This window comes from Pseudomonas citronellolis, assembly GCF_001586155.1.
In the GTDB taxonomy this organism is placed as follows: Bacteria; Pseudomonadota; Gammaproteobacteria; order Pseudomonadales; family Pseudomonadaceae; genus Pseudomonas; species Pseudomonas citronellolis.
The window spans coordinates 4062899-4087521 of the sequence record NZ_CP014158.1; the positions used below are offsets into that span (position 1 = coordinate 4062899).

The 24623-nt window shown below is 70.0% G+C and carries 16 protein-coding genes; 6 read left to right on the plus strand and 10 right to left on the minus strand.

The features are described 5' to 3' along the window. Positions 1-265 precede the first annotated feature (265 nt). Positions 266-1318, minus strand: coding sequence for a Gfo/Idh/MocA family protein (locus PcP3B5_RS17650; protein ID WP_061561986.1), 1053 nt, complete (start codon positions 1316-1318; stop codon positions 266-268). A 196-nt stretch (positions 1319-1514) separates the two neighbouring features. After that, the gene (locus PcP3B5_RS17655) at positions 1515-2291 is read right to left on the minus strand and encodes an IclR family transcriptional regulator (RefSeq protein WP_061561987.1); all 777 of its coding nucleotides are present in this window, start codon (positions 2289-2291) and stop codon (positions 1515-1517) included. Positions 2292-2673: 382 nt separating this feature from the next. Here PcP3B5_RS17655 and PcP3B5_RS17660 point away from each other — a divergent pair, with 382 nt between their 5' ends. Beyond that, positions 2674-3930: an OprD family porin gene (locus PcP3B5_RS17660; RefSeq protein ID WP_058490050.1), complete on the plus strand. Its 1257-nt coding sequence runs from the start codon at positions 2674-2676 to the stop codon at positions 3928-3930. 653 nt (positions 3931-4583) lie between these two features. Here the strand turns inward: PcP3B5_RS17660 and PcP3B5_RS17665 are convergent. Both PcP3B5_RS17665 and PcP3B5_RS17670 read right to left on the minus strand, forming a co-directional pair. Next, positions 4584-5252, minus strand: a complete 669-nt coding sequence (locus PcP3B5_RS17665; RefSeq protein ID WP_009622888.1) for a response regulator — start codon at positions 5250-5252, stop codon at positions 4584-4586. Beyond that, a complete protein-coding gene (locus PcP3B5_RS17670) occupies positions 5249-6643 on the minus strand; it encodes an ATP-binding protein (RefSeq protein WP_061561988.1) in 1395 nt (464 codons plus the stop codon). The genes PcP3B5_RS17665 and PcP3B5_RS17670 overlap by 4 nt, the downstream gene beginning before the upstream one ends. 151 nt (positions 6644-6794) lie before the next feature. Between PcP3B5_RS17670 and PcP3B5_RS17675 the strand changes: the two genes are divergently transcribed. From PcP3B5_RS17675 to PcP3B5_RS17685, 3 genes are read left to right on the plus strand one after another with little or no spacing between them, the layout of a single operon-like run. After that, positions 6795-7970 carry an efflux RND transporter periplasmic adaptor subunit gene (locus PcP3B5_RS17675; RefSeq protein WP_061561989.1) on the plus strand — a complete coding sequence of 392 codons (1176 nt, stop codon included), beginning with the start codon at positions 6795-6797 and terminating at the stop codon, positions 7968-7970. A gap of 9 nt (positions 7971-7979) precedes the next feature. After that, positions 7980-11099 (plus strand): efflux RND transporter permease subunit, encoded by a 3120-nt coding sequence (locus tag PcP3B5_RS17680; RefSeq protein WP_043271897.1) that lies wholly within the window; start codon positions 7980-7982, stop codon positions 11097-11099. After that, positions 11099-12478, plus strand: a complete 1380-nt coding sequence (locus tag PcP3B5_RS17685) for an efflux transporter outer membrane subunit (protein ID WP_009622896.1) — start codon at positions 11099-11101, stop codon at positions 12476-12478. Before PcP3B5_RS17680 ends, PcP3B5_RS17685 begins: the two co-directional genes overlap by 1 nt. A gap of 3 nt (positions 12479-12481) precedes the next feature. On the opposite strand, the gene PcP3B5_RS17690 is transcribed toward PcP3B5_RS17685, so the two are convergent. Together PcP3B5_RS17690 and PcP3B5_RS17695 are read right to left on the minus strand one after the other, a co-directional pair. Further along, positions 12482-13741, minus strand: a complete 1260-nt coding sequence (locus tag PcP3B5_RS17690; RefSeq protein ID WP_043313209.1) for a HAMP domain-containing sensor histidine kinase — start codon at positions 13739-13741, stop codon at positions 12482-12484. Continuing rightward, positions 13738-14427 (minus strand): response regulator transcription factor, encoded by a 690-nt coding sequence (locus tag PcP3B5_RS17695; RefSeq protein ID WP_009622900.1) that lies wholly within the window; start codon positions 14425-14427, stop codon positions 13738-13740. The genes PcP3B5_RS17690 and PcP3B5_RS17695 overlap by 4 nt, the downstream gene beginning before the upstream one ends. Positions 14428-14652: 225 nt before the next feature. Here PcP3B5_RS17695 and bamA point away from each other — a divergent pair, with 225 nt between their 5' ends. After that, complete coding sequence (gene bamA / locus PcP3B5_RS17700; protein ID WP_061561990.1) at positions 14653-17022, plus strand: outer membrane protein assembly factor BamA; 2370 nt, start codon at positions 14653-14655, stop codon at positions 17020-17022. A gap of 124 nt (positions 17023-17146) precedes the next feature. After that, entirely contained in the window at positions 17147-17551 is a 405-nt protein-coding gene (locus PcP3B5_RS17705) for a hypothetical protein (RefSeq protein ID WP_061561991.1), read from the plus strand. Positions 17552-18249: 698 nt separating this feature from the next. Here PcP3B5_RS17705 and PcP3B5_RS17710 read toward each other — a convergent pair. The 4 genes from PcP3B5_RS17710 to PcP3B5_RS17725 all read right to left on the minus strand — a co-directional run bounded on the left by PcP3B5_RS17710 (position 18250) and on the right by PcP3B5_RS17725 (position 24622). Next, positions 18250-19764, minus strand: coding sequence for a sensor domain-containing diguanylate cyclase (locus PcP3B5_RS17710; RefSeq protein ID WP_061561992.1), 1515 nt, complete (start codon positions 19762-19764; stop codon positions 18250-18252). A gap of 99 nt (positions 19765-19863) precedes the next feature. Then, entirely contained in the window at positions 19864-21561 is a 1698-nt protein-coding gene (locus PcP3B5_RS17715; protein ID WP_061561993.1) for a PAS domain-containing hybrid sensor histidine kinase/response regulator, read from the minus strand. Continuing rightward, the gene (gene ercA / locus PcP3B5_RS17720) at positions 21545-22708 is read right to left on the minus strand and encodes an alcohol dehydrogenase-like regulatory protein ErcA (RefSeq protein ID WP_061561994.1); all 1164 of its coding nucleotides are present in this window, start codon (positions 22706-22708) and stop codon (positions 21545-21547) included. The genes PcP3B5_RS17715 and ercA overlap by 17 nt, the downstream gene beginning before the upstream one ends. Before the next feature lie 81 nt (positions 22709-22789). Next, positions 22790-24622, minus strand: a complete 1833-nt coding sequence (locus tag PcP3B5_RS17725) for an alpha/beta hydrolase family protein (protein ID WP_061561995.1) — start codon at positions 24620-24622, stop codon at positions 22790-22792. Position 24623: the final 1 nt, after the last annotated feature.

Sequence of the window (24623 nt, forward strand, 5' to 3'; positions counted from 1 at the left end):
TTGCAGGCCGCGCCAAGGCGCTTTTCCTTTTCGTAGGAGCGAGCTTGCTCGCGAACGGTATTCACCGGCAGCCCAGGTGTCAGGTTCAAGAGCGCCCTCTCCCCAACCCTCTCCCGCAAGCGGGAGAGGGGGCTGTCCGGCATGGACGGGAAGCTCGGCGTCAACTTGTAGGATGGGTTGAGCTTGCGATACCCATGCGGTCGTGGTGATGGGTATCGCTTCGCTCCACCCATCCTACGGTGGCCCCTCTCCCGTACGGGTTCATTCACTCAACCCGCGCCGGCGCACACGCCCGGCCGCTGGCGGCGGCCTCGCGGATGGCCTCGATCAGCGCCAGGGTGCGGCCGCCGTCCACGGCGTCGGTCAGCGGCTGCTCCTCGCCATGCACCACACGCACAAAATGCTCCAGTTGCCGGCGCAGCGCCTCGCCCGGGGTGAAGGGCTCGCTGCTGCGCAGCAACGGCTGGTGCCAGCCGGCGCCCGGCTGCGCGTAGTGCCAGCGCTGCAACTGCGGGATGCTCAGCGCACCCTCGGTGCCGGCCAGCAGGTAGCAGGGCTGGTCGACCTGACGCGGGTAGACCGGGCTCTCGCCGGAATCCAGCTCCCAGCTCCAGGGCGCGGCCACGCCGTCGGAGCCGGTCAGGCTGCCAAGGGCGCCGTTCTCGAACTGCAGGAGGATGGCCGCGCTGTCCTCGTTGACCAGGCCGCGCACCGCGTTGCCGGTGAAGGCCTGCACCTGCGCCACCTCGCCGCACAGGTAGCGCAGCAGGTCGAGGTCGTGGATCAGGTTGGTGAGCAGGAAGCCGGCGCCCGGCTCGCGGCGCCAGGGCACTTCGAAGTAGCTGTCGGGCTTCTGCAGTTGCCACAGCGCGGTGACGTTGACCAGACGGCCCAGGGCGCCCGCAGCCAGGATTTCCCGCGCCTTGCCGATCAGCGGGTTGTGCCGGCGGTGATGGCCCACCAGCACCGGCACACCGCTGCCCCGGCTCGCCTCCACCAGCTCGCGCACTTCGTCCAGGTGCACGCCCACCGGCTTCTCCAGCAGCACCGGCACGCCGGCGGCCAGGCAGTCCAGGGCGGTGGCCACGTGCAGGTTATTGGGGTTAGCGATGATCGCCGCCTGCGGTTGCGCCTCTTCCAGCATGCGCCGGTGGTCGGCGTAGTACGGCACCCCGCATTCGGCGGCGAACCCGGCCGCGCCGGGACCCGGGTCGGCCACCGCGCAGAGTTGCAGGGCAGGCACCTGGAGCAGGTGCTGGTGATGCTGGCGGCCCATGATGCCGGCGCCGATCAGGGCAATGCGCAAGGGAACGGTCACGCGAGATTCCTCTTCTGCTTGTTGTGCTGGAGCCTCGCTGCACGGGGCTCCATGGAATGGCACGAGCAAATTTAGAACTTGGTTCCATTTTTACTCAAGCGCAATGCGACAAGCAGCGGGCGATTATCGACCGCCGTTACATCCGGGCAGGCGCAAGCGGCCCTCCTCCATGGGAGGAAGGCCAGGCAAGGGGGAATCAGGCGAAGAGGTCGGAAGCCTGGCTGGCGGCGGACAGCTCGGCGCTGGCGGCCAGCAGCAGCGGCGCCAGTTCGTGCAGGCGCGCTTCCGGCAGGCGCGCGCTGGGCCCGGCGATGCTCAGCACGCCGATCGTCCGGCGGTCCACCGGGCTGTGCACCACGGCGGCCAGGGCCGAGGTGCCGAGCGCCGAGGTTTCTTCGACCCAGGCGTAGCCACGCTCGCGGGCACGGCGCAGGTAGCCGAGCAGTTCGTCCTCGCTGCGCGGGGCGCGCGGGCCGAAGTTGGCGGGGTCGCCCACGCCCTGCCGACGCACCAGTTCCAGGGCCTGGGCGTCGTCCAGGCTGGCCAGCCAGGCGTGCCCGGAGGCGGTGTAGAACAGCGGCGCGTCGCGGCCCATGTCCGGGTCGTAGCGCAGTCCCGAGCGGGCGCCCTGGGACTTGGCGATCCAGGTCTGGCGGCTGCCGTCGATCACCCCCAGGCGCACCAGTTCGCTGCTGTCCTGGGCCAGGCGGTCGAGGATCGGCTGGACGATGTCGGCGCCGCTGCAGGACAGGTAGCGGAAGCCCAGCGCCACCAGCTTGGTGGACAGCTGGTAGCGGGCGTTCTCCGGGTTCTGCCGCACGTAGCCCAGGCGGATCAGTTCGGCGAGCATGCGGTGGGTGGCGCTCTTGGGTATCTCCAGGCGCTCGGCGAGGGTCTGCATCGGCAGGCCGCGGGGCTCGCTGGTGAGGCTTTCGAGAAGGCTGAAGGCGCGTTCGATCTGGCTACCGGCCATGGGCGTCGTCCACTACGAGGATCGGCGGATTCTAATGAGATCGACCGGGCCGGGGAACCGCCGGGCTGGATCGGATGCCTTCGCCAAATGTTCGAACCGGTTAATTAATGTTCGCTATTCGCACAAGAAGCGTTTTCGCCGATTGTCCACTGCCTGCCGCCCTTCCACTATCGAGCCGTACCGAAACACCCGGCAGCGCCTGCTGCCCTCGGACGCGAACACCCTCGAACAATTACAAGAAGGTCCAGAGCCATGCCGCACAGCACACGCCCCTCTCTCGATCCGCGAACGCCGGGCCGCCCAGCCGCCTAGCGCCGCGTTTCCCGGCGCCCCGCCGCGCCGCACAAGCCTCTCCCACAACAATGACTCCAGAGAGATCGTCATGGGCTACCCCTGCATCCGCCGTTTTCCCCGTTACCTGCCCGCCGCCCTGGCCCTGGCCGGTACTACCCTGCCCGCCTTCGCCGACGGCTTCCTCGAAGACGCCAAGTCGAGCCTGACGCTGCGCAACTTCTACATGAACCGCAACTACCTGGGCGACACCGCCCAGGGCAAGGCCGAGGAGTGGACGCAGAACTTCATCCTCGACTTCAAGTCCGGCTTCACCCAGGGCACCGTCGGCCTGGGCCTGGACGTACTCGGCCTGTACAGCGTCAAGCTCGATGGCGGCAAGGGCACCGCCGGCACCCAGTTGCTGCCGGTGCACGACGATGGCCGCCCGGCCGACGACTTCGGCCGCCTGGCGGTGGCCGGCAAGGCGCGCATTTCCAAGACCGAGCTGAAGGTCGGCGAATGGGCGCCGGCGCTGCCGATCCTGCGCTCCGACGACGGCCGTTCGCTGACGCAGACCTTCCAGGGCGCGCAGGTGACCTCGAAGGAACTCGCCGGGCTGACCCTCTACGGCGGCCAGTTCCGCCAGAACAGCCCGCGCAACGACGCCAGCATGGAGGACATGAGCCTGTTCAACCGCACGGCGTTCAAGTCCGACCGCTTCAACTTCGTCGGCGGCGAATACCGCTTCAACGGCGAACGCACCCTGGTCGGCCTGTGGAACGCCGAGCTGAAGGACATCTACCAGCAGCAATACCTGCAGGTGCAGCACTTCCAGCCGGTGGGCGACTGGGTGCTGGGCGCCAACCTCGGCTACTTCTGGGGCAAGGAAGACGGCAGCGCCCGCGCCGGCAACCTGGACAACCGCACCGCCTCCGGGCTGTTCTCCGCCAAGTACGGCGCCGGCACCTTCTACCTGGGCCTGCAGAAGGTCATGGGCGACGACGAGTGGTTCCGCGTCAACGGCGCCAGCGGCGGCACCCTGGCCAACGACAGCTACAACTCCAGCTACGAGAACGCCAAGGAGCGCTCCTGGCAGCTGCGCTACGACTACGACTTCGCCGGCCTCGGCCTCCCCGGCCTGACCCTGATGAACCGCTACATCCATGGCAGCAACGTGCACAACGCCAGCACCGACGACGGCACCGAATGGGGCCGCGAGAGCGAGCTGGCCTACACCGTGCAGTCCGGGTCGCTGAAGACGCTGAACCTGAAGTGGCGCAACTCGACGATGCGCCGCGATTGGGGGCGGACCAACAGCTTCGACGAGAACCGGTTGATCGTGAGTTATCCGCTGGATCTGTTGTAACGCCCGAACCGGGCGCTTTTCGTAGGATCGAGGGGGGACGCCTGATTCCTGCTCGCGAATGAGCCCCGCAGCGGAGTCTGTTCGCGAGCAAGCTCGCTCCTACAATGCGCCCACCTGTAGGAGCGGGCCCTGCCCGCGATTCGCGCGCAGGGCGCGCTCCTACAGGGGCATGGTTGTGCGCCGGAAACCGCGGTTATCGCGGACGGAATCCGCTCCTACGCTGGACCCACTTTCGAACCCACGTTCAAGTAGGAGTAACTGTCTTGCCAACTGCGTCAGGGTGCGCCTCAACGGATGGGTTGAGCCTTGGCGAAACCCATGCGGTGGCGGCGATGGGTATCGCTTCGCTCAACCCATCCTACGGGGCTGCCTTGCCTGCCACGCCGAGGGGCTCTTCGTAGCGAGCCCTGCCCGCGATTCGCGCGCAGGGCGCGCTCCTACATTTATTGGCGCGCCATGGCTGATGCAGCGTAGGAATCGCGGATGGAATCCGCTCCTACGGGGGCGTCCCGGAGCCTTGCGTGACCGGGGTCTCGAACAGGCGCTCCATGGTCGAATCCGCGGCGCGCCGGGGATCAAGGTCAAACGGCGGATAACCGCGAACGGTTATCCGCCCTACGGTTGAGTTCGACCGTAGCGGGCCGGGCCTCGCCCTACCCGGCCTCCAGGCTATAGCCCACGCCGTATACCGAGCGGATGGGATCGTGCCCCGGGGCCACCGCCGCCAGTTTGCGTCGCAGGTTCTTCACGTGGCTGTCGACGGTGCGGTCGGCGACCACGCGGTGGTCCTGGTAGATGTGGTTCATCAGCTGGTCGCGGGACAGCACCTGGCCAGGGCGGGCGGCCAGGGCGGCGAGCATGCGGAATTCCACCGGGGTGAGGTCCAGCGCCACGCCCAGGTAGCGCGCCTGGAAGGCCCGCGGGTCCAGTTCCAGGCCCAGGCTCGGCGCCTGGGCGCCGCTGCGGCGCAGCACGGCCTTGACCCGCGCCACCAGTTCGCGGGGGGAGAAGGGTTTGCAGATGTAGTCGTCGGCGCCCAGTTCCAGGCCCAGCAGGCGGTCGATCTCCTCGACCCGCGCGGTCATCATGATCAGCGGCATGCGGCTGAAGCCGCGCAGCTCGCGGCAGATGTCCAGGCCGTCGCGGCCGGGCAGCATCAGGTCGAGCAGCAGCAGGTCGTAGGTCTTGCCGCGCAGCGCCGGGATCACCGCGTTGCCGTCGGCGAGGTGTTCCACCTGGTAGCCGGCGACGCGCAGGTAGTCGCCCACCAGCGCGGCCAGCTTGGGTTCGTCTTCCACCAGCAGGATGTCGCCCTGGCTCATGGCGCGTCTCCGGCCTGCGGCAGTTCCAGCGTCATCAGCAACCCTCCCATGCTCGATGCCCGGGCGCTCAGGCGGCCGCCGTGCACCTCGGCGATGCCGCGGCAGATCGCCAGGCCCAGGCCGGTGCCGCCGCTGGCGCGGTTGCGCGAGCGCTCGGCGCGGTAGAAGCGCTCGAACAGGCGCTCCAGCGCCGCCGGATCGACGCCCGGCGCGGAATCCTCGCACTGTACCAGCACCCGTTCGCCCTCGCGCAGCGCGCGCAGCACGGTGCGGCCGCCGGGGTCGGTGTAGCGCCGGCTGTTCTCCAGCAGGTTGTGCAGCAGTTGGCCCAGGCGCGATTCGTCGCCCAGCACCCACAGCGGCTCGTCGGGCAGCTCTACGTCCAGGGCCAGGCCGCGTTCGGCGAAGCCGGCGCGGAAGGCGTCGGCCACCACCGGCAGCAGCACCCGCAGGTCGATGCGCTCGCGGCGGTAGGTGGGCCCGCCGACCTCGGCCAGGGACAGGTCGAAGAGGTCGTCCACCAGCTTGGCCAGGGCCCCCACCTCGGCCTGCAGCGAGCGCAGGGCGGCGCCGTCCAGGGGGCGGATGCCGTCCTCCATGGCTTCCAGCTCGGCGCGCATCACCGCCAGCGGGGTGCGCAGTTCGTGGGAGATGTCGGCCATGAAATCGCGGCGCAGGCGTTCGTTGCTGGCCAGGGTGGCGGCCATGCGGTTGAAGTCGGCGGCCAGCTGGCCGGCCTCGTCGGCCGAGCGCACCGGCAGCTGGATGGCATAGTCGCCGGCGGCCAGGCGATGGGTGGCCCCGGCCACCTGGCGGATCGGCCGCAGCAGGCTGCGGGTGAGCCACCAGGCGATCACCGCCGTGGCCAGCAGGCAGGCCAGGCCGATGAGCAGGCTGGAACGCAGCTGGTTGAGCTGGAAGCGCCGGTCGCCGACGCTGGTCACCGACTGCAGCGGCGCCAGGGCCATCCAGCCGACCACCTGGCCCTGGTGGCGGATCGGCCGCAGGACCATCTCCCGCGGCGGCGCCTGGTAGCCGATGATCGGGCGCTGCGCCTCGTCCAGCAGGGCGAAGCGGACGAAGGCGCCGGTGAGGTCGGAGACGGTCAGCAGGCTGGGGTCGAAGTCGCGGTCCTGGGTCGCCGCGTCGGGGCGCAGCATGTCGAACCACTGTTCGTGGTCGCGGCGGATGAAGTCCCAGCTGCCGTGGGTGGCGAAGGCCCGCTCGGCGCGCGGGACGATGAGTTCCATGCGCTCCTCGGCCTGCTGGTTGAGGTAGCCGAGGAAGCCGTACCTGAGGCTCAGGTAGGCGGCGAAGACCATGCCCAGCACGGCGAAGGCGCAGACCGCCAGCATGGCCAGGAAGAATTTGCTGGAGAGGCTGATTTTCATGGCACCGCCGGGCTCTGTCGGGATGCCGCCATTGAAGCGCGGCCCCCGCGGCCCTTCAAGGCGCGGCGGGCAATCTCCCAGATTTCTGCACATTGCCTGCACATTCGCCGAGCACCCTTGACGCTGAATCCAACCTGGATCGGAGTCCCGGATGTCCCCCCTCGCCCCCCCGCTTTCTTCGCTGGCCCGCGCCCTGTTGCTGGGCGCCGGCCTGCTCGCCCTGGGCGGCTGCCTCGACGACGAGGCGGCCGCGCCGCAAGCCGACCTGCAGGAGGTCGGCATCTACCAGGTGCGCAGCGCGCCCCAGGCGCTCAGCCTCACCCTCCCCGGCCGCGCCAGCGCGCACCTGGTGGCGGAGATCCGCCCGCAGGTCGGTGGCATCATCCAGCGGCGGCTGTTCGAGGAAGGCCAGACGGTGAAGGCCGGTCAGGCGCTGTACCAGATCGACGCGCAGCCCTACGAGGCCGCCCTGGCCCAGGCCGAGGCCAGCGTCACCTCCGCCCGTGCCACCCTGAAGGCGGCCGAGCTCAAGGCCCGGCGCGACGCCCAGCTGGTGAAGATCGACGCCATCAGCGCGGAGGACAACGAGAGCGCCCAGGCCGCGCTGCTGGAGGCCCGCGCCAACCTGCAGTCGGCCCAGGCGGCGTTGAAGACGGCGCGCATCAACCTGGGCTACACGCGGATCGACGCGCCGATCTCCGGGCGCACGGCCACCTCCTCGGTCACCGCCGGCGCGCTGGTCACCGCCGAGCAGACCACCGCCCTGACCACGGTGCAGCAGCTGGACCCGATCTACGTCGACTTCACCCAGCCCAGCACCACCCTGCTGCGCCTCAAGCGCGAGCTGGCCGAGGGCAAGCTCGCCCCCGCCGAGGCGCAGGACGCCACGCGCATCAGCCTGCAGCTGGAGGACGGCAGCGCCTACGCCCACGACGGCACCCTGACCTTCAACGGCGTGAGCGTCGACGAGAGCACCGGCAGCGTGACCCTGCGCGCCCTGGTGCCCAACCCCGAGGGCCTGCTGCTGCCGGGCATGTACCTGAAGGCGACGCTGGCCGAGGGCGTGCAGCCGGACGCCATCCTGGTGCCGCAGCAGGGCGTGGCCCGCGACGAGCGCGGCCAGGCCACCGCCCTGGTGGTGGTTGACGGCAAGGTCGAGCAGCGCCAGCTGAGCCTGGCCCGCGCGGTGGGCAACCACTGGTGGGTCGACAAGGGCCTGGCGGACGGCGACCAGTTGATCGTCCAGGGCGCGCAGAAGGTCCGCGTCGGCCAGCAGGTCAAGACCCTGGACGCGCAGCTGACCGCGCAGAACGACGCGCGCGACTGAGGACCCGCCATGGCACGCTTCTTCATCGACCGGCCCATCTTCGCCTGGGTGCTCGCCATCCTGGTGATGCTCGGCGGCACCCTGGCCATCTTCCAGCTGCCGCTGGCCCAGTACCCCAGCATCGCGCCGCCGCAGATCCGCCTCAGCGCCACCTACACCGGCGCCTCGGCCAAGACCATGGAAGACTCGGTGACCCAGGTCATCGAGCAGCAGATGACCGGCCTGGACGGCCTCACCTACATGTCCTCCAGCAGCAGCTCGGCGGGCAGCGCCAGCATCACCCTGACCTTCGACGCCGGCACCGACATCAACACCGCGCAGATGCAGGTGCAGACCAAGCTGGAGCAGGCCAAGGCGCGGCTGCCCGACGAGGTGCAGCAGCAGGGCATCGAGATCCGCAATTCCTCCAGCGACTTCCTGATCATCCTCTCGCTGGTCTCGGACAACCCCGAGGTCGGCGCCACCGACATCAGCGACTTCATCGCCAGCACCCTGTACGACCAGGTCAGCCGCGTCAGCGGCGTCGGCGAGGTGACCACCCTGGGCTCCAGCTACGCCATGCGCATCTGGCTGGACCCGGACAAGCTCAAGCAGTACTCGCTGATGCCCTCGGACATCAGCAGCGCCCTGCAGGCGCAGAACGTCGACACCTCCGCCGGCCAGCTCGGCGCCCTGCCGGCGCGCCCGGGGCAGCAGCTCAACGCCAGCATCAATGCGCGCAGCAAGCTCAAGACCGCGGCGCAGTTCCGCGAGGTGGTGCTCAAGTACGCCAGCAACGGCGCCGTGGTCACCCTCGGCGACGTGGCGCGGGTGGAGCTGGGCAGCGAGAGCTACGACGTGGTCGCCGAGCACGGCGGGCGCCCCTCCGGCGGCCTGGCCATCAGCCTGGCCACCGGCGCCAACGCCCTGGACGTGGCCGAGGCGGTGCAGGCCAAGGTGGCCGAGCTGCAGCAGTTCTTCCCCAGCCGGCTGCAGCTGCGCGCCGAGGTAGCCTACAACACCGCGCCCTTCGTGAAGATTTCCATCGAGGAGGTGGTCAAGACGCTGTTCGAGGCCATCGCCCTGGTGGTGCTGATCATGTACCTATTCCTGCAGAACCTGCGCGCCACGCTGATCCCGGCGATCGCCGTGCCGGTGGTGCTGCTGGGCACCTTCGGCGTGCTGGCGCTGATGGGCTACTCGATCAACACCCTGACCATGTTCGCCATGGTCCTGGCCATCGGCCTGCTGGTGGACGACGCCATCGTGGTGGTGGAGAACGTCGAGCGGATCATCGCCGAGCGCGGCCTGTCGCCACGGGAGGCCACGCGCGAGTCGATGGGCGAGATCAGCGGCGCGCTGGTGGGCATCGCCGTGGTGCTCTCGGCGGTGTTCGTGCCCATGGCCTTCTTCGGCGGCTCCACCGGGGTGATCTACCGGCAGTTCTCGGTGACCATGGTCGCCGCCATGACGCTGTCGGTGCTGGTGGCCATGACCCTCACCCCGGCGCTGTGCGCCACCCTGCTCAAGCCCGGCCACGGCCAGCCGCGGCACGGCTTCTTCGGCTGGTTCAACCGCAACTTCGAGGCCGGCTCGCGGCGCTACCAGCGCGGCGTCGGCAACCTACTGGCGCGGCCCGTGCGCGCGCTGGCGGTCTACGCGCTGGTGCTGGCCGGCGTCGGGCTGATGTTCCACAAGCTGCCCACCGCGTTCCTCCCCGAGGAGGACCAGGGCATGCTGATGATGCAGATGACCCTGCCGGTGGGCGGCACCGACGAGCGCCTGCAGGCGGTCACCCGCCAGGTGACGGACTACCTGCTGCAGCAGCCGGAGGTGGACACGGTGCTCACCGTGCGCGGCCTGGGCAACGGCGGCAACGCGCAGAACAGCGGCCGCGGCTTCATCAAGCTCAAGGACTGGAGCCAGCGCCAGGGCGAGGCGCACAGCGCCGCGGCGGTGGCGCGGCGGGCCAACCGGGCGCTGGCCGGGATCATCGATGCCGACGTCTTCGTCATCGCCCCGCCGGCCATCCAGGGCCTGGGCGAAAGCTCCGGCTTCGACGTCGAGCTGCAGGACCTCGCCGGCCTCGGCCACGCCGAGCTGCTGGCGGCGCGCAACCGCTTCATCGAACTGGCCCGCCAGGACCCGCGCCTGGCCAACGTGCGCGCCCAGGGCCTGGAAGACACCCCGCAGCTGGACCTGCACATCGACGACCGCAAGGCCGGCGCGCTGGGTGTGGCCGCCAGCGACATCAACGACACCCTGAGCGTGGCCCTGGGCGGCAGCTACGTGAACGACTTCCTCGACGCCGGGCGGGTGAAGAAGGTCTACCTGCAGGGCGACGCCGACAAGCGCATGCAGGCCGAGGACATCGGCGACTGGTACGTGCGCAACGACCAGGATGCCATGGTGCCGCTGGCCACCTTCGTCAGCACCGGCTGGAGCACCGCCTCGCCGCTGCTGGAGCGCTACAACGGCTTCGGCGCCTACGAGATCGTCGGCGAGCCGGCCGCCGGCGTCAGCTCCGGCGACGCCATGGCCGCGGTGCAGGCGATCATGGCGCAGCTGCCCGAGGGCATCGGCTACGCCTGGACCGGGCAGTCCTACCAGGAACGCCTGGCCGGCAACCAGGCGCCGCTGCTCTACGCCATTTCCATCCTCTTCGTGTTCCTTTGCCTGGCGGCGCTCTACGAGAGCTGGTCGGTGCCCTTCGCGGTGATGCTGGTGGTGCCCCTGGGCATCCTCGGCGCCCTGGCCCTGACCGGCCTGCGCGGGCTGTCCAACGACGTCTACTTCCAGGTCGGCCTGCTGACCACCGTGGGCCTGGCGGCGAAGAACGCCATCCTCATCGTCGAGTTCGCCAAGGAAGGCTACGACCGCGGCCAGGACCTGCTCGCCGCGACACTGGAAGCGGTGCGCATCCGCCTGCGCCCGGTGCTGATGACCTCGCTGGCCTTCATGCTCGGCGTGCTGCCCCTGGCGCTGAGCCAGGGCGCCGGCGCCGGCGGGCGCCAGGCGATCGGCACCGGCGTGCTCGGCGGCATGCTCGCGGCGACCCTGCTGGGCCTGTTCTTCATTCCCCTGTTCTACGTGCTGGTGCAGCGCCTGGTTGCGCGCCGTGCCCCGGCCACCGTCGAAGGAGACGCCTGATGCGCACCTCCCCTCTTCCCTTGCTGCTGGCTTTGCTGCTGGGCGGCTGCGTCAACCTGGCGCCGGACTACCAGCGCCCCGCCGCGCCGGTGGCGGCGCAATGGCCCGGCGCCGCGCCGGCCGGCGCCAGCCAGGCCGACGTCGACTGGCGCGAGTTCTTCGTCGACGCCCGCCTGCGCGACACCGTGGCCCGCGCCCTGGCCAACAACCGCGACCTGCGGGTGGCGGCGCTGAACGTCGAGTACCAGCGCGCGCAGTACCGCATCCAGCGCGCCGAGCTGTTCCCGGCGGTCTCGGCCAGCGCCGAGGGCACCCGCCAGCGCGCGCTCTCCGACGGCACCACGGCGGTCAGCAGCCAGTACAGCGTCGGCCTGGGCGTGAGCAGCTACGAGCTGGACCTGTTCGGCCGCCTGCGCAACCTCAAGGACGCCGCCCTGGAGGACTACCTGGCCCTGGAGCAGACCCGCCGCAGCACGCAGATCAGCCTGGTGGCCGAGGTGGCCAGCGCCTGGATGACCCTGGCCGCCGACCAGCAGTTGCTCAAGCTGGCCCGCGATACCCACGCCAGCCAGCAGAAGACCTACGAGCTGGTGCAGCGCAGCCACGGCCTGGGCGGCGAGTCCGGGCTGAGCCTGGCGCAGGCGCGCAGCACGGTGGAATCGGCGCGCGCCGAGGCGGCCAGCTACGCCAGCCAGGTCGAGCAGGACCGCAACGCCCTGGAACTGCTGGTGGGCGAACGCCTGGACGCCAGCCTGCTGCCGGGCGACACCGGCCTGGACGCCGCGCTGCTGGTGACGGTGCCGGCGGGCCTGCCGTCGAGCCTGCTGCAACGCCGCCCCGACGTGCTCGCCGCCGAGCACACGCTCAAGGCGGCCAACGCCGACATAGGCGCGGCGCGCGCGGCCTTCTTCCCCAGCGTGAGCCTGACCGCCAGCGGCGGCAGCGCCAGCGGCGAGCTGTCCGGGCTGTTCAAGTCCGGCAGCCGCGCCTGGAGCTTCGCCCCCTCGATCAACCTGCCGATCTTCGACGCCGGCAGCAACCAGGCCGGCCTGGACGCCGCGAAGATCACCCGCGACATCGACGTGGCCAACTACGAGAAGGCCCTGCAGACCGCCTTCAGCGAAGTGGCCGACGCCCTTTCCGTGCGCAGCCACATCAACGAGCGCCTGGACGCCCAGCGCGAACTGACGGCGGCCACCGACAAGAGCTACGACCTGTCGCTGGCGCTGTACAAGCAGGGTTCGGACAGCTTCCTGGAAGTGCTGGACGCGCAGCGCTCGCTGTACTCCGCGCAGCAGACGCTGATCAGCCTGGAGCTGGCCGAGCAGGTCAACCGCGTCACCCTGTACAAGGTCCTGGGCGGCGGTTGGCAAGGCTAAGGCTTAGAACAGCCGCGGCAACTCGATACGCACCAACAGCCCGCCGCCCTCGGCGGGCTCGGCGGCGATCCGCCCGTGATGCAGCTGCACCGCCCGGCTGGCGATGGCCAGGCCCAGGCCGAAGCCGTCGGGGCCGGCGTCGGGGCCGCGCTCGAAGGGTTCGAAGATGCGCCCCAGGCGGCTCTCGTCGACGCCCGGGCCGTGGTCGCTGATGCACACCACCAGGCGTTCGCCGCCCTCCACCAGGCTCGCACCCACGCGCACCTCGGTGCCCGCCGCGGTGTAGCGCACGGCGTTGCGGATGACGTTCTCGAAGGCCCGGTAGAGCAGCTCCTCGTGGGCGCGGCCGAGGAACGGCTGCTCGGCTACAAGGCGCACCTGGCAGCCCTTGCCCGCCGCCTCGAAGCGGGCGTCCTCGACTATCTGCGCCAGCAGCTCGACGACGTCCAGCAGGCGGTATTCGCCGCTGTCCTGGCGCGACTGCGCCCGCGCCAGGGTGAGCAGTTGCTCGATCAGCTCGTCCATGCGCCGCGACTCGCGCTCGATGCGCTCCAGCATGCCGGGCTGCCCCGGCGCCTGCCGCAGCAGGCCGATGGCGGCGCTCATCCGCGTCAGCGGCGAACGCAGCTCGTGGGAGATGTCGTGCAGCAGGTGCTGCTGCGCCTCCACCAGCGCCTTGAGCTGCCCGGCCATGCGGTCGCAGTCCTCGGCCAGGTAGACGATCTCGTCGCGGCGCCGCCCCAGACGCGGCTTGACGCGCACCTCGAAGCGGCCCTGGGCGACCTGGCCCATGGCCTGGCGCAACCAGGCCAGCGGCCGCGCCAGGTACTGGCTGAGCAGCAGGGCGAAGAGCGCGCTCATCAGCGTGCCGGTGAGCAGCGGGCCCAGGCTGCGCGGCGGCGGCGCCTGGTCGAGGGTGGTGGCGGCCGAGGCGCGCAGCAGCAGGCGATGGCCGTCCTGGCTGGTGACCGCCTGCTCGAAGCGCACCTGGGCCACGGCGCGCCCGGCCAATAGCGCGCCCTGGGCGTCGTAGAGGCCGACCTGGACGTCCGGCTGCTGCGGCGACACCTCCAGTAGCTGGCGCCCCGCCGCTTCGCCGAAGCGCTGCAGCAGGCGCACCTCGGTGGCCAGCAGCGAGCGCAGCGCCGGGGTGTCGCCGCGCAGCTCGTCGAACATGAAGGCGCCGGCGCCCACCAGGAAGGTCAGGCTGTTGGCCAGCCAGAAGGCCAGGAACAGCTTCCAGAACAGCCGCCCGCGCTTCATTCGACGATCAGCAGGTAGCCCATGCCGCGCACGCTCTGGATCCAGCTGCTGCCGTCGGCGCGCGGGCCGAGCTTCTGGCGGATGCTGCTGACGTGCACGTCTATGCGCCGGTCGTAGCGGGTCAGCGGGCGGCCCAGGGCGTCCAGCGACAGGTCCTGCTTGCTGACCAGTTGCCCGGCCCGGCGCACCAGCACCTCCAGCAGGCTGAACTCGGTGCCGGTCAGCTCCAGCGGCTGGCCGTGCCACAACGCCTGGCGCTTGCCGGGCCAGAGCGCCAGGGCGCCGCTGCCGACGGCCTCCGGCGCGTTGCCGAGCGGCACCTGGGGCTGCACCCGGCGCAGGATGGCGCGCAGCCGCGCGACCAGCTCGCCGGGCGAGCTGGGCTTGGGCACGTAGTCGTCGGCGCCCAGCTCCAGGCCGGCGATGCGGTCGATGTTGTCGCCCCGCGCGGTCAGCAGCAGGACCGGCACCTGGCTGCGCGCGCGAATGCGCCGCAGCACCTCGATGCCGGACAGGCCCGGCAGCATCACGTCCAGCACCACCAGGGCGTAGGCGCCACCCAGGGCCTCGGCCTCGCCTTCCTCGCCGGTGCCCACGGCGGTGGCCTGGAAACCCTCGCGGGCCAGGTACTGGCTGAGCATCTCGGTGAGTTCGCGGTCATCGTCGACCAGCAGTACGGGAATCATGCAGGGCACGCGGTTCAAGGCCTGGAGGGCGCAATGATCCCTTCCGCGGGGCCGCCCTGTCACCGCCGCATGGGCAAACTTTACACATCTTTACCCTGGGTTAACCGCGCCGAACACAGCCCGCTCTTATCCTCATCGGCCGCCAGCCCGGGCCGGGCGGCAGCGCCCGGACGATCGCCGTGCGAACCGTCCGCGCCCCCTGCCACCGCCTGTCTGGAAGTCACGATGCGCCCTACCCGCCTGCTGTTCCCGATCCTGCTGTTCAACGCCGCCCTGGCCCACGCCGCAGGCTTCAAGATCGCCGACATCCGCGTCAACGGCCTGCAGCGCGTCTCCGCCGGCAGCGTGTTCGCCGCCCTGCCGCTGAACGTCGGCGACCAGGCCGACGACCACGCCCTGGTGGAAGCCTCGCGCTCGCTGTTCCGTACCGGTTTCTTCCAGGACATCCACCTCGGCCGCGACGGCAGCGTGCTGGTCATCGACGTGGTCGAGCGCCCGTCCATCTCCGGCATCGAGATCGAAGGCAACAAGGCCATCAGCACCGAGGACCTGATGAAGGGCCTCAAGCAATCGGGCCTGGCCGAAGGCGAGATCTTCCAGCGCGCCACCCTCGAAGGCGTGCGCAACGAGCTGCAGCGCCAGTACGTGGCCCAGGGCCGCTACTCGGCCACCATCGAAACCCAGATCACCCCGCAGCCGCGCAACCGTGTGGCGCTGAAGATCACCGTCAACGAAGGCACGGTGGCGGCCATCGCCCACGTCAACGTGGTCGGCAACACCGTGTTCTCCGACGAGGACCTGACCGGCCTGTTCGAGCTGAAGGAAAGCAACTGGCTGTCCTTCTTCAAGAACGACGACAAGTATTCCCGCGAGAAGCTCTCCGGCGACCTGGAACGCCTGCGCTCCTACTACCTGGACCGCGGTTATATCCACATGGATATCGCCTCCACCCAGGTTTCCATCACCCCGGACAAGAAACACGTCTACATCACCGTCAACATCAACGAGGGTGAGAAGTACAAGGTCCGCGACGTGAAGCTGACCGGCGACCTCAAGGTGCCGGAAGAGGAAATCAGGAAGCTGATGCTGGTCGAGCCGGGCCAGGTGTTCTCGCGCAAGGTGATGACCTCCACCTCCGACCTGATCACCCGCCGCCTGGGTAACGAGGGCTACACCTTCGCCAACGTCAACGGCGTGCCCGAGGCCCATGACGACGACAAGACCGTGTCCATCACCTACGTGGTCGACCCGGGCAAGCGCGCCTACGTCAACCGCATCAACTTCCGCGGCAACACCAAGACCGAAGACCAGGTGCTGCGCCGCGAGATGCGCCAGATGGAAGGCGGCTGGGCCAGCACCTACCTGATCGACCAGTCCAAGCAGCGCCTGGAGCGCCTGGGCTACTTCAAGACGGTCAACGTCGAGACCCCGGCGGTGCCCGGCACCGACGACCAGGTGGACGTCAACTACAGCGTCGAGGAGCAGGCCTCCGGCTCGCTCAGCGCCAGCGTCGGCTTCTCCCAGAGCGCCGGGCTGATCCTCGGCGGCTCCATCAGCCAGAGCAACTTCCTCGGCACCGGCAACTACACCAGCATCGGCCTGACCCGCTCGGAGTACCAGACCAAGTACAACTTCGGCTTCACCAACCCCTACTTCACCACCGACGGCGTGAGCCTGGGCTACAACCTGTTCTACAGCAGCACCGACTACAGCAAGTACTACGACGACGATGACGAGGTGTCGTACTACTCCCTCGACAGCTTCGGCGCCGGCGTCAGCGTCGGCTACCCGATCAGCGAGACCTCGCGCCTGACCTACGGCCTGACCCTGCAGCACGACGCCGTCAGCCCCGGCACCTACAGCGCCGACGAGATCTACGACTTCATCGCGCGCGAGGGCAAGAGTTTCAACAACCTCAAGGCCTCCATCGGCTGGTCCGAATCCACCCTGAACAAGGGCGTGCTGGCCACCCGCGGGCATTCCCAGAGCCTGACGCTGATGGCCACGGTGCCCGGCAGCGACCTGTCGTTCTACAAGCTCGACTACAGCGCCCAGCGCTTCGTCCCGGTCACCGACCGCACCGCCCTGCGCCTGCACACCAGCCTGGGCTACGGCAACGGCTACGGCCCCACCGACGGCCTGCCCTTCTACGAGAACTACACCGCCGGCGGCCTGAGCTCGGTGCGCGGCTTCAAGGACGGCACCCTGGGCCCGCGCAGCACCCCGGCCACCGGCAACTACTCCAGCGCCGGCCAGGCCTACTACTCCGACCGCGACGCCGAGGTGTTCGGCGGCAACATCCTCATCGCCGGCGGCGTCGAGTACCTGTTCCCGCTGCCCTTCGTCAAGGACCAGAGCCAGCTGCGCAGCACGCTGTTCTGGGATGCCGGCAGCGTCTTCGCCGACAAGTGCTACCTGTCCACCACCCAGGGCTGCGGCAACGTCAGCCTCGGCCAGATGGCCATGTCCATGGGCGTCGGCCTGACCTGGTACAGCCCGCTGGGCCCGCTGAGCTTCAGCCTGGCGACGCCGCTGAAGAAGCCCGACGGCGCCGAGACCGAGGTGTTCCAGTTCTCCCTCGGGCAGACCTTCTGAGGCACGCAATTACCCGCCTTTACCCCGGCTTAACCCAAGTTCACAGTCGCCTTCCCTATGCTGGCGGCACCTGTTCCGGCGGCCGCCCCGGCCGCCGCCCTGCCACTCAGATCCCGGGACGACCATGGGCCAGACCGACCCCACCGCGCTGCTGGAAGAAGTGCCGCGGCAACTGCTGCACGACGTGCAGCGGCAACTGGCGCGCATCCTCGGCGCGCACTTCACCGCCACCCTCGCCGGCAGCGGCGGGCGCACCGGCGCCAGTCACTACCACCTGGCCATCCGCCACGCACCCAGCGGCCTGTCGGTGGAACACCAGGGCACGGTGGCGCCGCCCTTCATCGAGGAGCTGTTCGCTCTCGCCTGGCGCATGAAGGCCATGCTCGAATCCGCCGAACTGCAACGCCTGGACAAACCCGGCCCGGTGCGCCGCCTGGCGTGGATCAGCGAACTGGTCTGCCCGGCGGAACTGCAGAAGGTAGCCGCCAGCCTCTACCCCTCGGCCCGGGTGCTGCTGCCCCAGGGCTGAGCGACAAGCCAAGCCCCGTAGCCCTGTAGGATGGGTTGAGAGAAGCGATACCCATCACCCCCACCGCATGGGCAGGCACAGCTTCTCGTAGGAGCGAGCTTGCTCGCGAACGGTGCTTACCGGCGACAGCGGTGTTTCGGGTTGACGCCGCCCCCTCACCCCAGCCCTCTCCCGGAGGGAGAGGGAGCCGTCCGGCGCGAACGAGAAATTCGGCGTCAACCTGTAGGAGCGGGCAGGCACGGCTTCTCGTAGGCGCGAGCTTGCTCGCGAACGGTGCTTACCGGCGACAGCGATGTTTCGGGTTGACGCCGCCCCCTCACCCCAGCCCTCTCCCGGAGGGAGAGGGAGCCGTCCGGCGCGAACGAGAAATTCGGCGTCAACCTGTAGGCGCGGGCAGGCACGGCTTCTCGTAGGCGCGAGCTTGCTCGCGAACGGTGCTTACCGGCGACAGCGTGTTTCGGGTTGACGCCGCCCCCTCACCCCAACCCTCTCCCGGAGGGAGAGGGAGCCGTCCGGCGCGAGGGGGAAATTCGGCGTCAACCTGTAGGAGCGGGCCCTGCCCGCGATTTCGCGCGCAGGGCGCGCTCCTACATGGGAATGGCGTGGGTGGGGCAGCGTAGGAGCGGACCTTATCCGCCCTACGGATTTTCGATGGGGTTGAGGCTGGAGCGGAGATTGAGAATCCGTAGAAGCCACCCTCACCCCTCCAGGCGCTCCACCTCCAGGCGATTACGCCCACCAGCCTTCGCACGATACAGAGCCCGGTCGGCAGCATTCACCAACTGCCACTCCTGCCCCCCTGCTACCGTGGCCGGTGCGGTGGCCAGGCCGATGCTGGCAGTAACCACACCGAAGGGGCTCTCACGGTGCGCCAGCCGCTCCCCCGCCAAGCGCTGCAGGAAGGCCCTAGCCACCGCCTCGGCGCCAGCGCTGTCAGTGCTAGGCAGAATCACCGCCAACTCCTCACCGCCATAACGCGCCACCAGGTCCCCCGGTCGCCGCACGCAGGCCGCAAGCAACCCGGCCACCACCTGCAGACAGTCATCGCCCGCCTGGTGCCCGTAGCTGTCGTTGTAGCGCTTGAAGTGATCGATATCGACCAGCAACAGCGACAGCGGCGCCCCCTCGCGGGCACAGCGGCGCGCCTCAGTGGCCAGGGTTTCGTCGAAACTGCGGCGGTTGGCCAGGCCGGTCAGCGCGTCCTGGGCGGCGAGCACGCGCAGCTGGTCGTTGGCCCGCAGCAGTTCTTCGCGGGCGGCGGCGAGCTGGCGGCTGGTGCGGGTGCGCTGGCGGATGTCGATGAGCAGGCGCTGGCCGGTCAGGCCGAGCACCGCCAGCAGCACCAGGACGATGCCGGCGTTGAGCTGGGCCTGCTTGCGCCAGTCCCGCAGGGCCTCCGCCTTGCTCAGCGCCACGGTAGTCACCAGCGGGTAGTGGTCGTTGCGGCGGAACACGTAGATGCGCTCCACGCCGTCGAAGCGCGAGGTGCTGCTGGCGCTGCCGGAGTCGGCGTGGCGCAGGTAGTCGGTGAACAGCGGCGAGCCCGACAGGTCGCGGCCCAGGTCGGCCTCGCGGAAGGGGTAGCGCACCAGCAGTTGGCCGTTGCCCTGGCTCAGGCTCATGGCGCCGTGCTGGCCGATGTCCAGGCGGCCGAACAGGCTGAGGAAGTTCTCGATGCCGAGGGTGGTGGCCACCACGCCGGCGAAGCTGCCGTCGGGGTGGTCAAGGCGGCGGCTGACGGTGATCACCCACAGGCCGCTGGAGCGGCTGCGGATCGGCGGGCCGATGAAGATGTCCCGCGAGGGGTTGTCGCGGTGGTGGATGAAGAAGGCGCGGTCTGCGCTGTTCGCCCCCGGCGGGATGGCGCCGTGGGAGAGCAGCAGCCAGCGGCCGTGCGCATCGAACAGCGAAATGCCGACTACCTGGCTGAGCACCTTCTGCTGACGCTCCAGCAGCCGCTGCAGGCGCGCCAGCTGCGCGGGGCCCAGGCCGTCGCTCTCGATGCGGTCGGCCAGGTCCAGCAGCAGCACCTCGCACTGGCGCACCACGCCCTCGGCGTAGGAGTCCAGCGCCTGGGAGAGGTTGAGCATGTCGGTGTTCACTTCGCGCAGGGTGCGCTCGCGCGCCGACCAGGTCTGCCAGGCGGTCAGCAGGGCCAGGGAGACGCAGATCATGAACAGCAGCAGGGAGGCTACGCGGGTATCACGCTTCACGACATCACGGGCTCGACGCGGGGTAATCCGTAGCGGACGGCATGGCCCGCGCAGCGGGTATTCTAGCCCGCGTGGGCGAATCCGCCCATGACCGGCCGGTCAGGCCGGCGTATCGAGCAGGGCGCTGAGCACCGCGCGCAGCTTGCCCGGCTTCAGCGGCTTGTTCAGCTGCGGGATGCCCAGGCGCTGCAGGGCGCGGCGGCATTCGTCGCTGCGGTCGGCGCTGATCATCACCGCGGGGATCTCGCGGCCGTAGTGGCGGCGCAGGTCGCGCACCAGCTCGCAGCCGGTGGCGCCGTGGTCCAGGTGGTAGTCGGCCAGTATCGCCTCCGGCGGCTGCGGGCCGAGCAGCGCCAGGGCGGCGTCGCGGTCGGTGGCGGTGAGCACCTCGCAGCCCCACTGGCCGAGCAGCGCGGCCATGCTGAAGAGGATCGAGGTTTCGTTGTCCACCACCAGCAGGCGCCGGCCCGGCAGCGGGTCGCCGGTGCTCGGGCGCGGCGCGGCATCGCCGCCGGCGCGCGGCGGCAGCGCCTCGGCCAGGGGCACTTCGAGGGCGAACAGCGAGCCGCGCCCGGGCACCGAACGCACCTGCACCGCGCAGCCGAGCAGCCCGGCGATGCGGTCGACGATGGCCAGGCCCAGGCCCACGCCCTGGCGCTCGGCGGCGCGGCCGGTGTCGAGCTGGTTGAATTCGAGGAAGATCGCCTGCAACTGGTCCGCCGGGATGCCGCGGCCGGTGTCCCACACCTCCAGGCGCACGCTGGCGCCGCGCCGCCGTGCGGCCAGCAATACGCCACCGCGCCCGGTGTAGCGGCAGGCGTTGCTGAGGAAATTGCGCAGGATGCGCGACAGCAGGCGCGCATCGGTGCGCACCGAGAGGTTGGGGATGCGCACGCGCCATTGCAGGCCGGACGACAGCGCCACGCTTTCGAACTCCGAGGCCAGCGGGCCGAGCAGTTCGTCCAGGCCGTGGACGTCCAGGTCCGGGCGGATCGCGCTCTGGTCCAGGCGGGCGATTTCCAGCAGGTCGGTGAGCAGGTTCTCGGCGCCTTCCAGGGCCTGGTGGGTGCGTTCAACCAATTGCTGCTCGGCGCCCGGCAATTGCCGCTCGCGCAGGGTGGCCACCAGCAGGCGCGCGGCGTTGAGCGGCTGCAGCAAATCGTGGCTGGCCGCCGCCAGGTACTTGTCCTTGCTGTGGTTGGCCGCCTCGGCGGCGTCGCGCGCCTCGCGCAGTTGCTGGTTCAGCGCTTCCAGCTCGCCGGTGCGTTCGGCGACGCGCTGCTCCAGTTCCTCGTTGAGGGTCTGCAGGCGCTGCTGGGCCAGGATGCGTTCGGTGATGTCGGCGACGAAGCCTTCCACCAGGCCTTCTTCGTCGGGCTTGAGCAGCAGGTTCATGAGCACGTCGACGTGGCTGCCGTCCTTGCGCAGCAGGCGCGTCTCGTAGCCGAACAGCCCGCCCTGCTCGCGCAGCAGGTCGCGGATGCGGCGCATCTCCGCCTCGCCGCCGGCGAACAGTTGCGTGGCCATGTCCTGCAGGTTCCACAACACCTGCTGCGGGTCGGCGTAGCCGAGCATCCGCGCCAGGGCCGGGTTGGCCGCGCGCAGGCCGTCGCTGAGGCTGGCCTGGAAGATGCCGTGCACGGCGTGCTCGAACAGCCACTTGTAGCGGTTGCGCTCGGTTTCCAGTTCCTCCAGGCGCGCCAGCAGCTCGGGGTAGTGGCTCTTGCGCGTGGAGTGGCTGCCCAGGCCGAGCAGCGCCGCCAGGGCGTCCTGCTGCGGCTCAGAGGGCCTCGCCATAGACCACCTCGACGTCGCGCTGGCTGGATTCGCGGGGGTTGGTGAGGATGCACGGGTCCTGCATGGCGTGGCGCGACAGGAAGGGGATGTCGGAGATGCCCACGCCGTGCGGGCCGAGGGTCTCGTGGAAGCCCACGGCGCGCTTGAGGGCGATCAGGTGCTCGACCAGGCGCTGGCGGATTTGCGCGTGGCTGAGGCCGCGGCAGTCGATGCCGAAGGTCTCGGCGATGACCTTGAAGCGCTCGGGCGCGGCGTTGTAGTTGAAGGCCACCACGTGCTCCACCAGCACCGCGTTGCACAGCCCGTGGGGCAGGTCGAGGTAGCCGCCCAGGCTGTGGGACATGGCGTGCACCGCGCCGAGGATGGCATTGGAGAAAGCCAGCCCGGCCTGCATGCTGCCGAGCATGATTTTCTCGCGCAGGGCGATGTCGTTGGGGTTGGCGATCATCTGCACCAGGTTGCCGTCGATCAGGCGCATGGCCTCCAGCGCGTGGCTGTCGGTGAGCGGGCCGTGGCCGGTGGAGACGAAGGCCTCGATGGCGTGGACCAGGGCGTCGATGCCGGTGCAGGCGGAGAGGAAGCCGTCCATGCTCAGGGTGGTTTCCGGGTCGATCAGCGACACGTCGGGCACCACCGCCTTGCTCACCACCGAGAATTTCATGCGCTCGTCCTGGTTGGAGATGATGACAAACTGCGAGACGTCGGCCGAGGTGCCGGCGGTGGTGGGGATGAGGATCAGCGGCGGGCTGGGCACGCGCAGCTTGTCCACGCCCTCGAACTCGAGGATGTTGCGGCCGTGGGCGGCGACGATGCCGATGCCCTTGGCGCAGTCCATGGGGCTGCCGCCGCCGACCGCGACTATCACGTTGCAGCCCTCGCTGCGGTAGATGTCGGCGCCGCGCATCACTTCTTCCACGCGCGGGTTTGGGGATACGTCGGTGTACAGGCAGTGCTCGATGCCCTGCCCGGCCAGGCTGGCCTGCACGTCGGCCACCCAGCCGGCGGCGAGCACGCCGGGGTCGGACACCAGCAGCACCTTGCGGGCGCCGAAGGTCTTGGCGTAGTTGGCGACGGTGTGCCGGCAACCGGCACCGAAGATGATCTCTGGCGAGACGAATTTGCGCAGCAGGCTGAGGTCGTGGCTCATGGGGTGCTTGTTCTTGTTATGAAATGTTTCCGCGAGCCTACTGCATCCTGCGCTGATTGCAATGCGACCTTGGCCCGGCCGTCAGCCGCCCAGCAGCGCACGGTAGAAGCGCCACTCGGCGTCCAGCGCGTGGGCCAGGTTGGCCGCCTGTCGGAAGCCGTGGCGCTCGCCGGGGTACAGGTGGCATTCCACGGCCAAGCCGCGCTGGCGCAGGCTGGCGACCATGGCCTGGGTCTGCTCGGGCACCACCACGGCGTCCAGTTCGCCCTGGAAGAAGATCACCGGCGCCTGGATGCGCGCGGCGTGCAGCAGCGGCGTGCGCGCCCGGTAGCGGCGGGCGTCGCGTTGCGGGTCGCCGATCAGCCAGCCGATGTAGTCGGCCTCGAACTTGTGCGTCACCCGCCCCAGCGCCAGCGGATCGCTGACGCCATAGAGGCTGGCGCCTCCGCGGAAGCCGCCGACGAAGGCCAGGGCGCAGAGCGCGCTGTAGCCGCCGGCGCTGGCGCCGCGGACGAACACCCGCTGGCGGTCGATCAGGCCATCGGCGGCCAGTTGCACCACCGCCGCCCAGATGTCCTGCACCTCCGCCCTGCCCCATTCGCCGCGCAGCCGTTCGCGGTAGGCACGGCCGAAGTTGGCGCTGCCGCGGTAGTTGAGGTCGGCCACGGCGAAGCCGCGCTGCGTCCAGAACTGGATGCGCGCGTCGAACGCCGGGTAGCAGGCCGAAGTGGGCCCGCCATGCAGGAACATCACCAGCGGCGGCCGCCGCCCCGCCGGGCCGCGGCACTGGGCGTTGCGCGGCGGGTAGAAGAAGCCGTAGCCGCGCTCGTTGCCGGCCACCGGGTAGCCGAAGGGTTGCGGGCGCGATAGCTCGGCCTCGTCCAGCGGATGTTCGCCACCGGCGATTACTTGCACCTGGCCACTCTCGCGACTGATGACCAGCAGCGCCGGCAGGCGGTCCTCGGCGGAGGCGATGCAGAAGAAGTGCCCGGCATCGGCGACCAGGGCGCGGAAGCGCGAGAAGTCCGGGGCCAGGCGCCGTTCGCTGCCATCGGCGGCGCGCAGCACCAGCAGCCCGCGGCCTTCCTCGAAGCGGCTCAGCAGCATCTCGTCATTGGCCAGCGGCAGGTAGTTGCGTCCACCCAGCTGCCAGGGCGCCGGGGCGTGGTCGGCGGCAGCGAAGGCACCGCCCTGCCCGTCCTCGGCCTCGGGGCGCCACCAGCCGCCGCGGTCGCTGAGCCAGTGCAGGCGGCCCTGGTCGTCGAAGCGCGGTTGCTGGATGGATTCTTCGCCGCCCTCGCCTACCAGGCAACACTGCGTGCCGTCCCGCAGCAGGCACAGGCGCGTGGCGGTCCAGGGCTGTCGCGGGCGGTCCCATTCCACCCAGGCGATGCGCGCCGCGTCGGAGCTGGCTGTCGGCGCGGCGTAGAAGTCCGCGCCCTCGGCGATGACCTGGCGCGCGCCGTCGGCATCCAGGCGCACGATGCGGTGGACCACTGCGTCGCCCTCGCGGCTTTCCTCCACCGTCAGCAGCGCATTCCAGGCCGCCACGTAGTGCAGGTCGCCATAGCGGCACTGCGGGCGCTCGGTCAACTGCCGGGGCGCCTCGCCGAAGCGCAGCCAGCGCACCTGCTGGTCGCCCTCCTCCACCCAGGCCACGCCCTCGGCCGTGGCGCAGCAGGCGCCGCCGCCGTATTCGTAGACGCGGCTGCGCGCCGAGGCGCCGGGCGGCGTCAGCTCCTGCAGCGCGCCGTCGCGCCACAGGTACAGGCGGCAGCGCGCGCTGCGCGGCTCGAACTCCAGCCACAGCAGCCCGCCGTGGGCCGCATGCAGTTCGGCGAAGTCACGCCCCGCCGCCACCGCGCGCTCGGCGCTCCAGGCGCTGGGCCAGTCGCCATGGGCTAGGCTGCGCACC

Coding starts and splice junctions, on each gene's coding strand:
- PcP3B5_RS17715 (WP_061561993.1), bottom strand. CDS start 21,561: ATGGCGAGGCCCTCTGAGCCGCAGCAGGACGCCCTGGCGGCGCTGCTC.
- PcP3B5_RS17655 (WP_061561987.1), bottom strand. CDS start 2,291: ATGGCCGGTAGCCAGATCGAACGCGCCTTCAGCCTTCTCGAAAGCCTC.
- PcP3B5_RS17705 (WP_061561991.1), top strand. CDS start 17,147: ATGGGCCAGACCGACCCCACCGCGCTGCTGGAAGAAGTGCCGCGGCAA.
- PcP3B5_RS17690 (WP_043313209.1), bottom strand. CDS start 13,741: ATGAAGCGCGGGCGGCTGTTCTGGAAGCTGTTCCTGGCCTTCTGGCTG.
- bamA (WP_061561990.1), top strand. CDS start 14,653: ATGCGCCCTACCCGCCTGCTGTTCCCGATCCTGCTGTTCAACGCCGCC.
- PcP3B5_RS17675 (WP_061561989.1), top strand. CDS start 6,795: ATGTCCCCCCTCGCCCCCCCGCTTTCTTCGCTGGCCCGCGCCCTGTTG.
- PcP3B5_RS17685 (WP_009622896.1), top strand. CDS start 11,099: ATGCGCACCTCCCCTCTTCCCTTGCTGCTGGCTTTGCTGCTGGGCGGC.
- PcP3B5_RS17660 (WP_058490050.1), top strand. CDS start 2,674: ATGGGCTACCCCTGCATCCGCCGTTTTCCCCGTTACCTGCCCGCCGCC.
- PcP3B5_RS17680 (WP_043271897.1), top strand. CDS start 7,980: ATGGCACGCTTCTTCATCGACCGGCCCATCTTCGCCTGGGTGCTCGCC.
- ercA (WP_061561994.1), bottom strand. CDS start 22,708: ATGAGCCACGACCTCAGCCTGCTGCGCAAATTCGTCTCGCCAGAGATC.
- PcP3B5_RS17670 (WP_061561988.1), bottom strand. CDS start 6,643: ATGAAAATCAGCCTCTCCAGCAAATTCTTCCTGGCCATGCTGGCGGTC.
- PcP3B5_RS17695 (WP_009622900.1), bottom strand. CDS start 14,427: ATGATTCCCGTACTGCTGGTCGACGATGACCGCGAACTCACCGAGATG.
- PcP3B5_RS17665 (WP_009622888.1), bottom strand. CDS start 5,252: ATGAGCCAGGGCGACATCCTGCTGGTGGAAGACGAACCCAAGCTGGCC.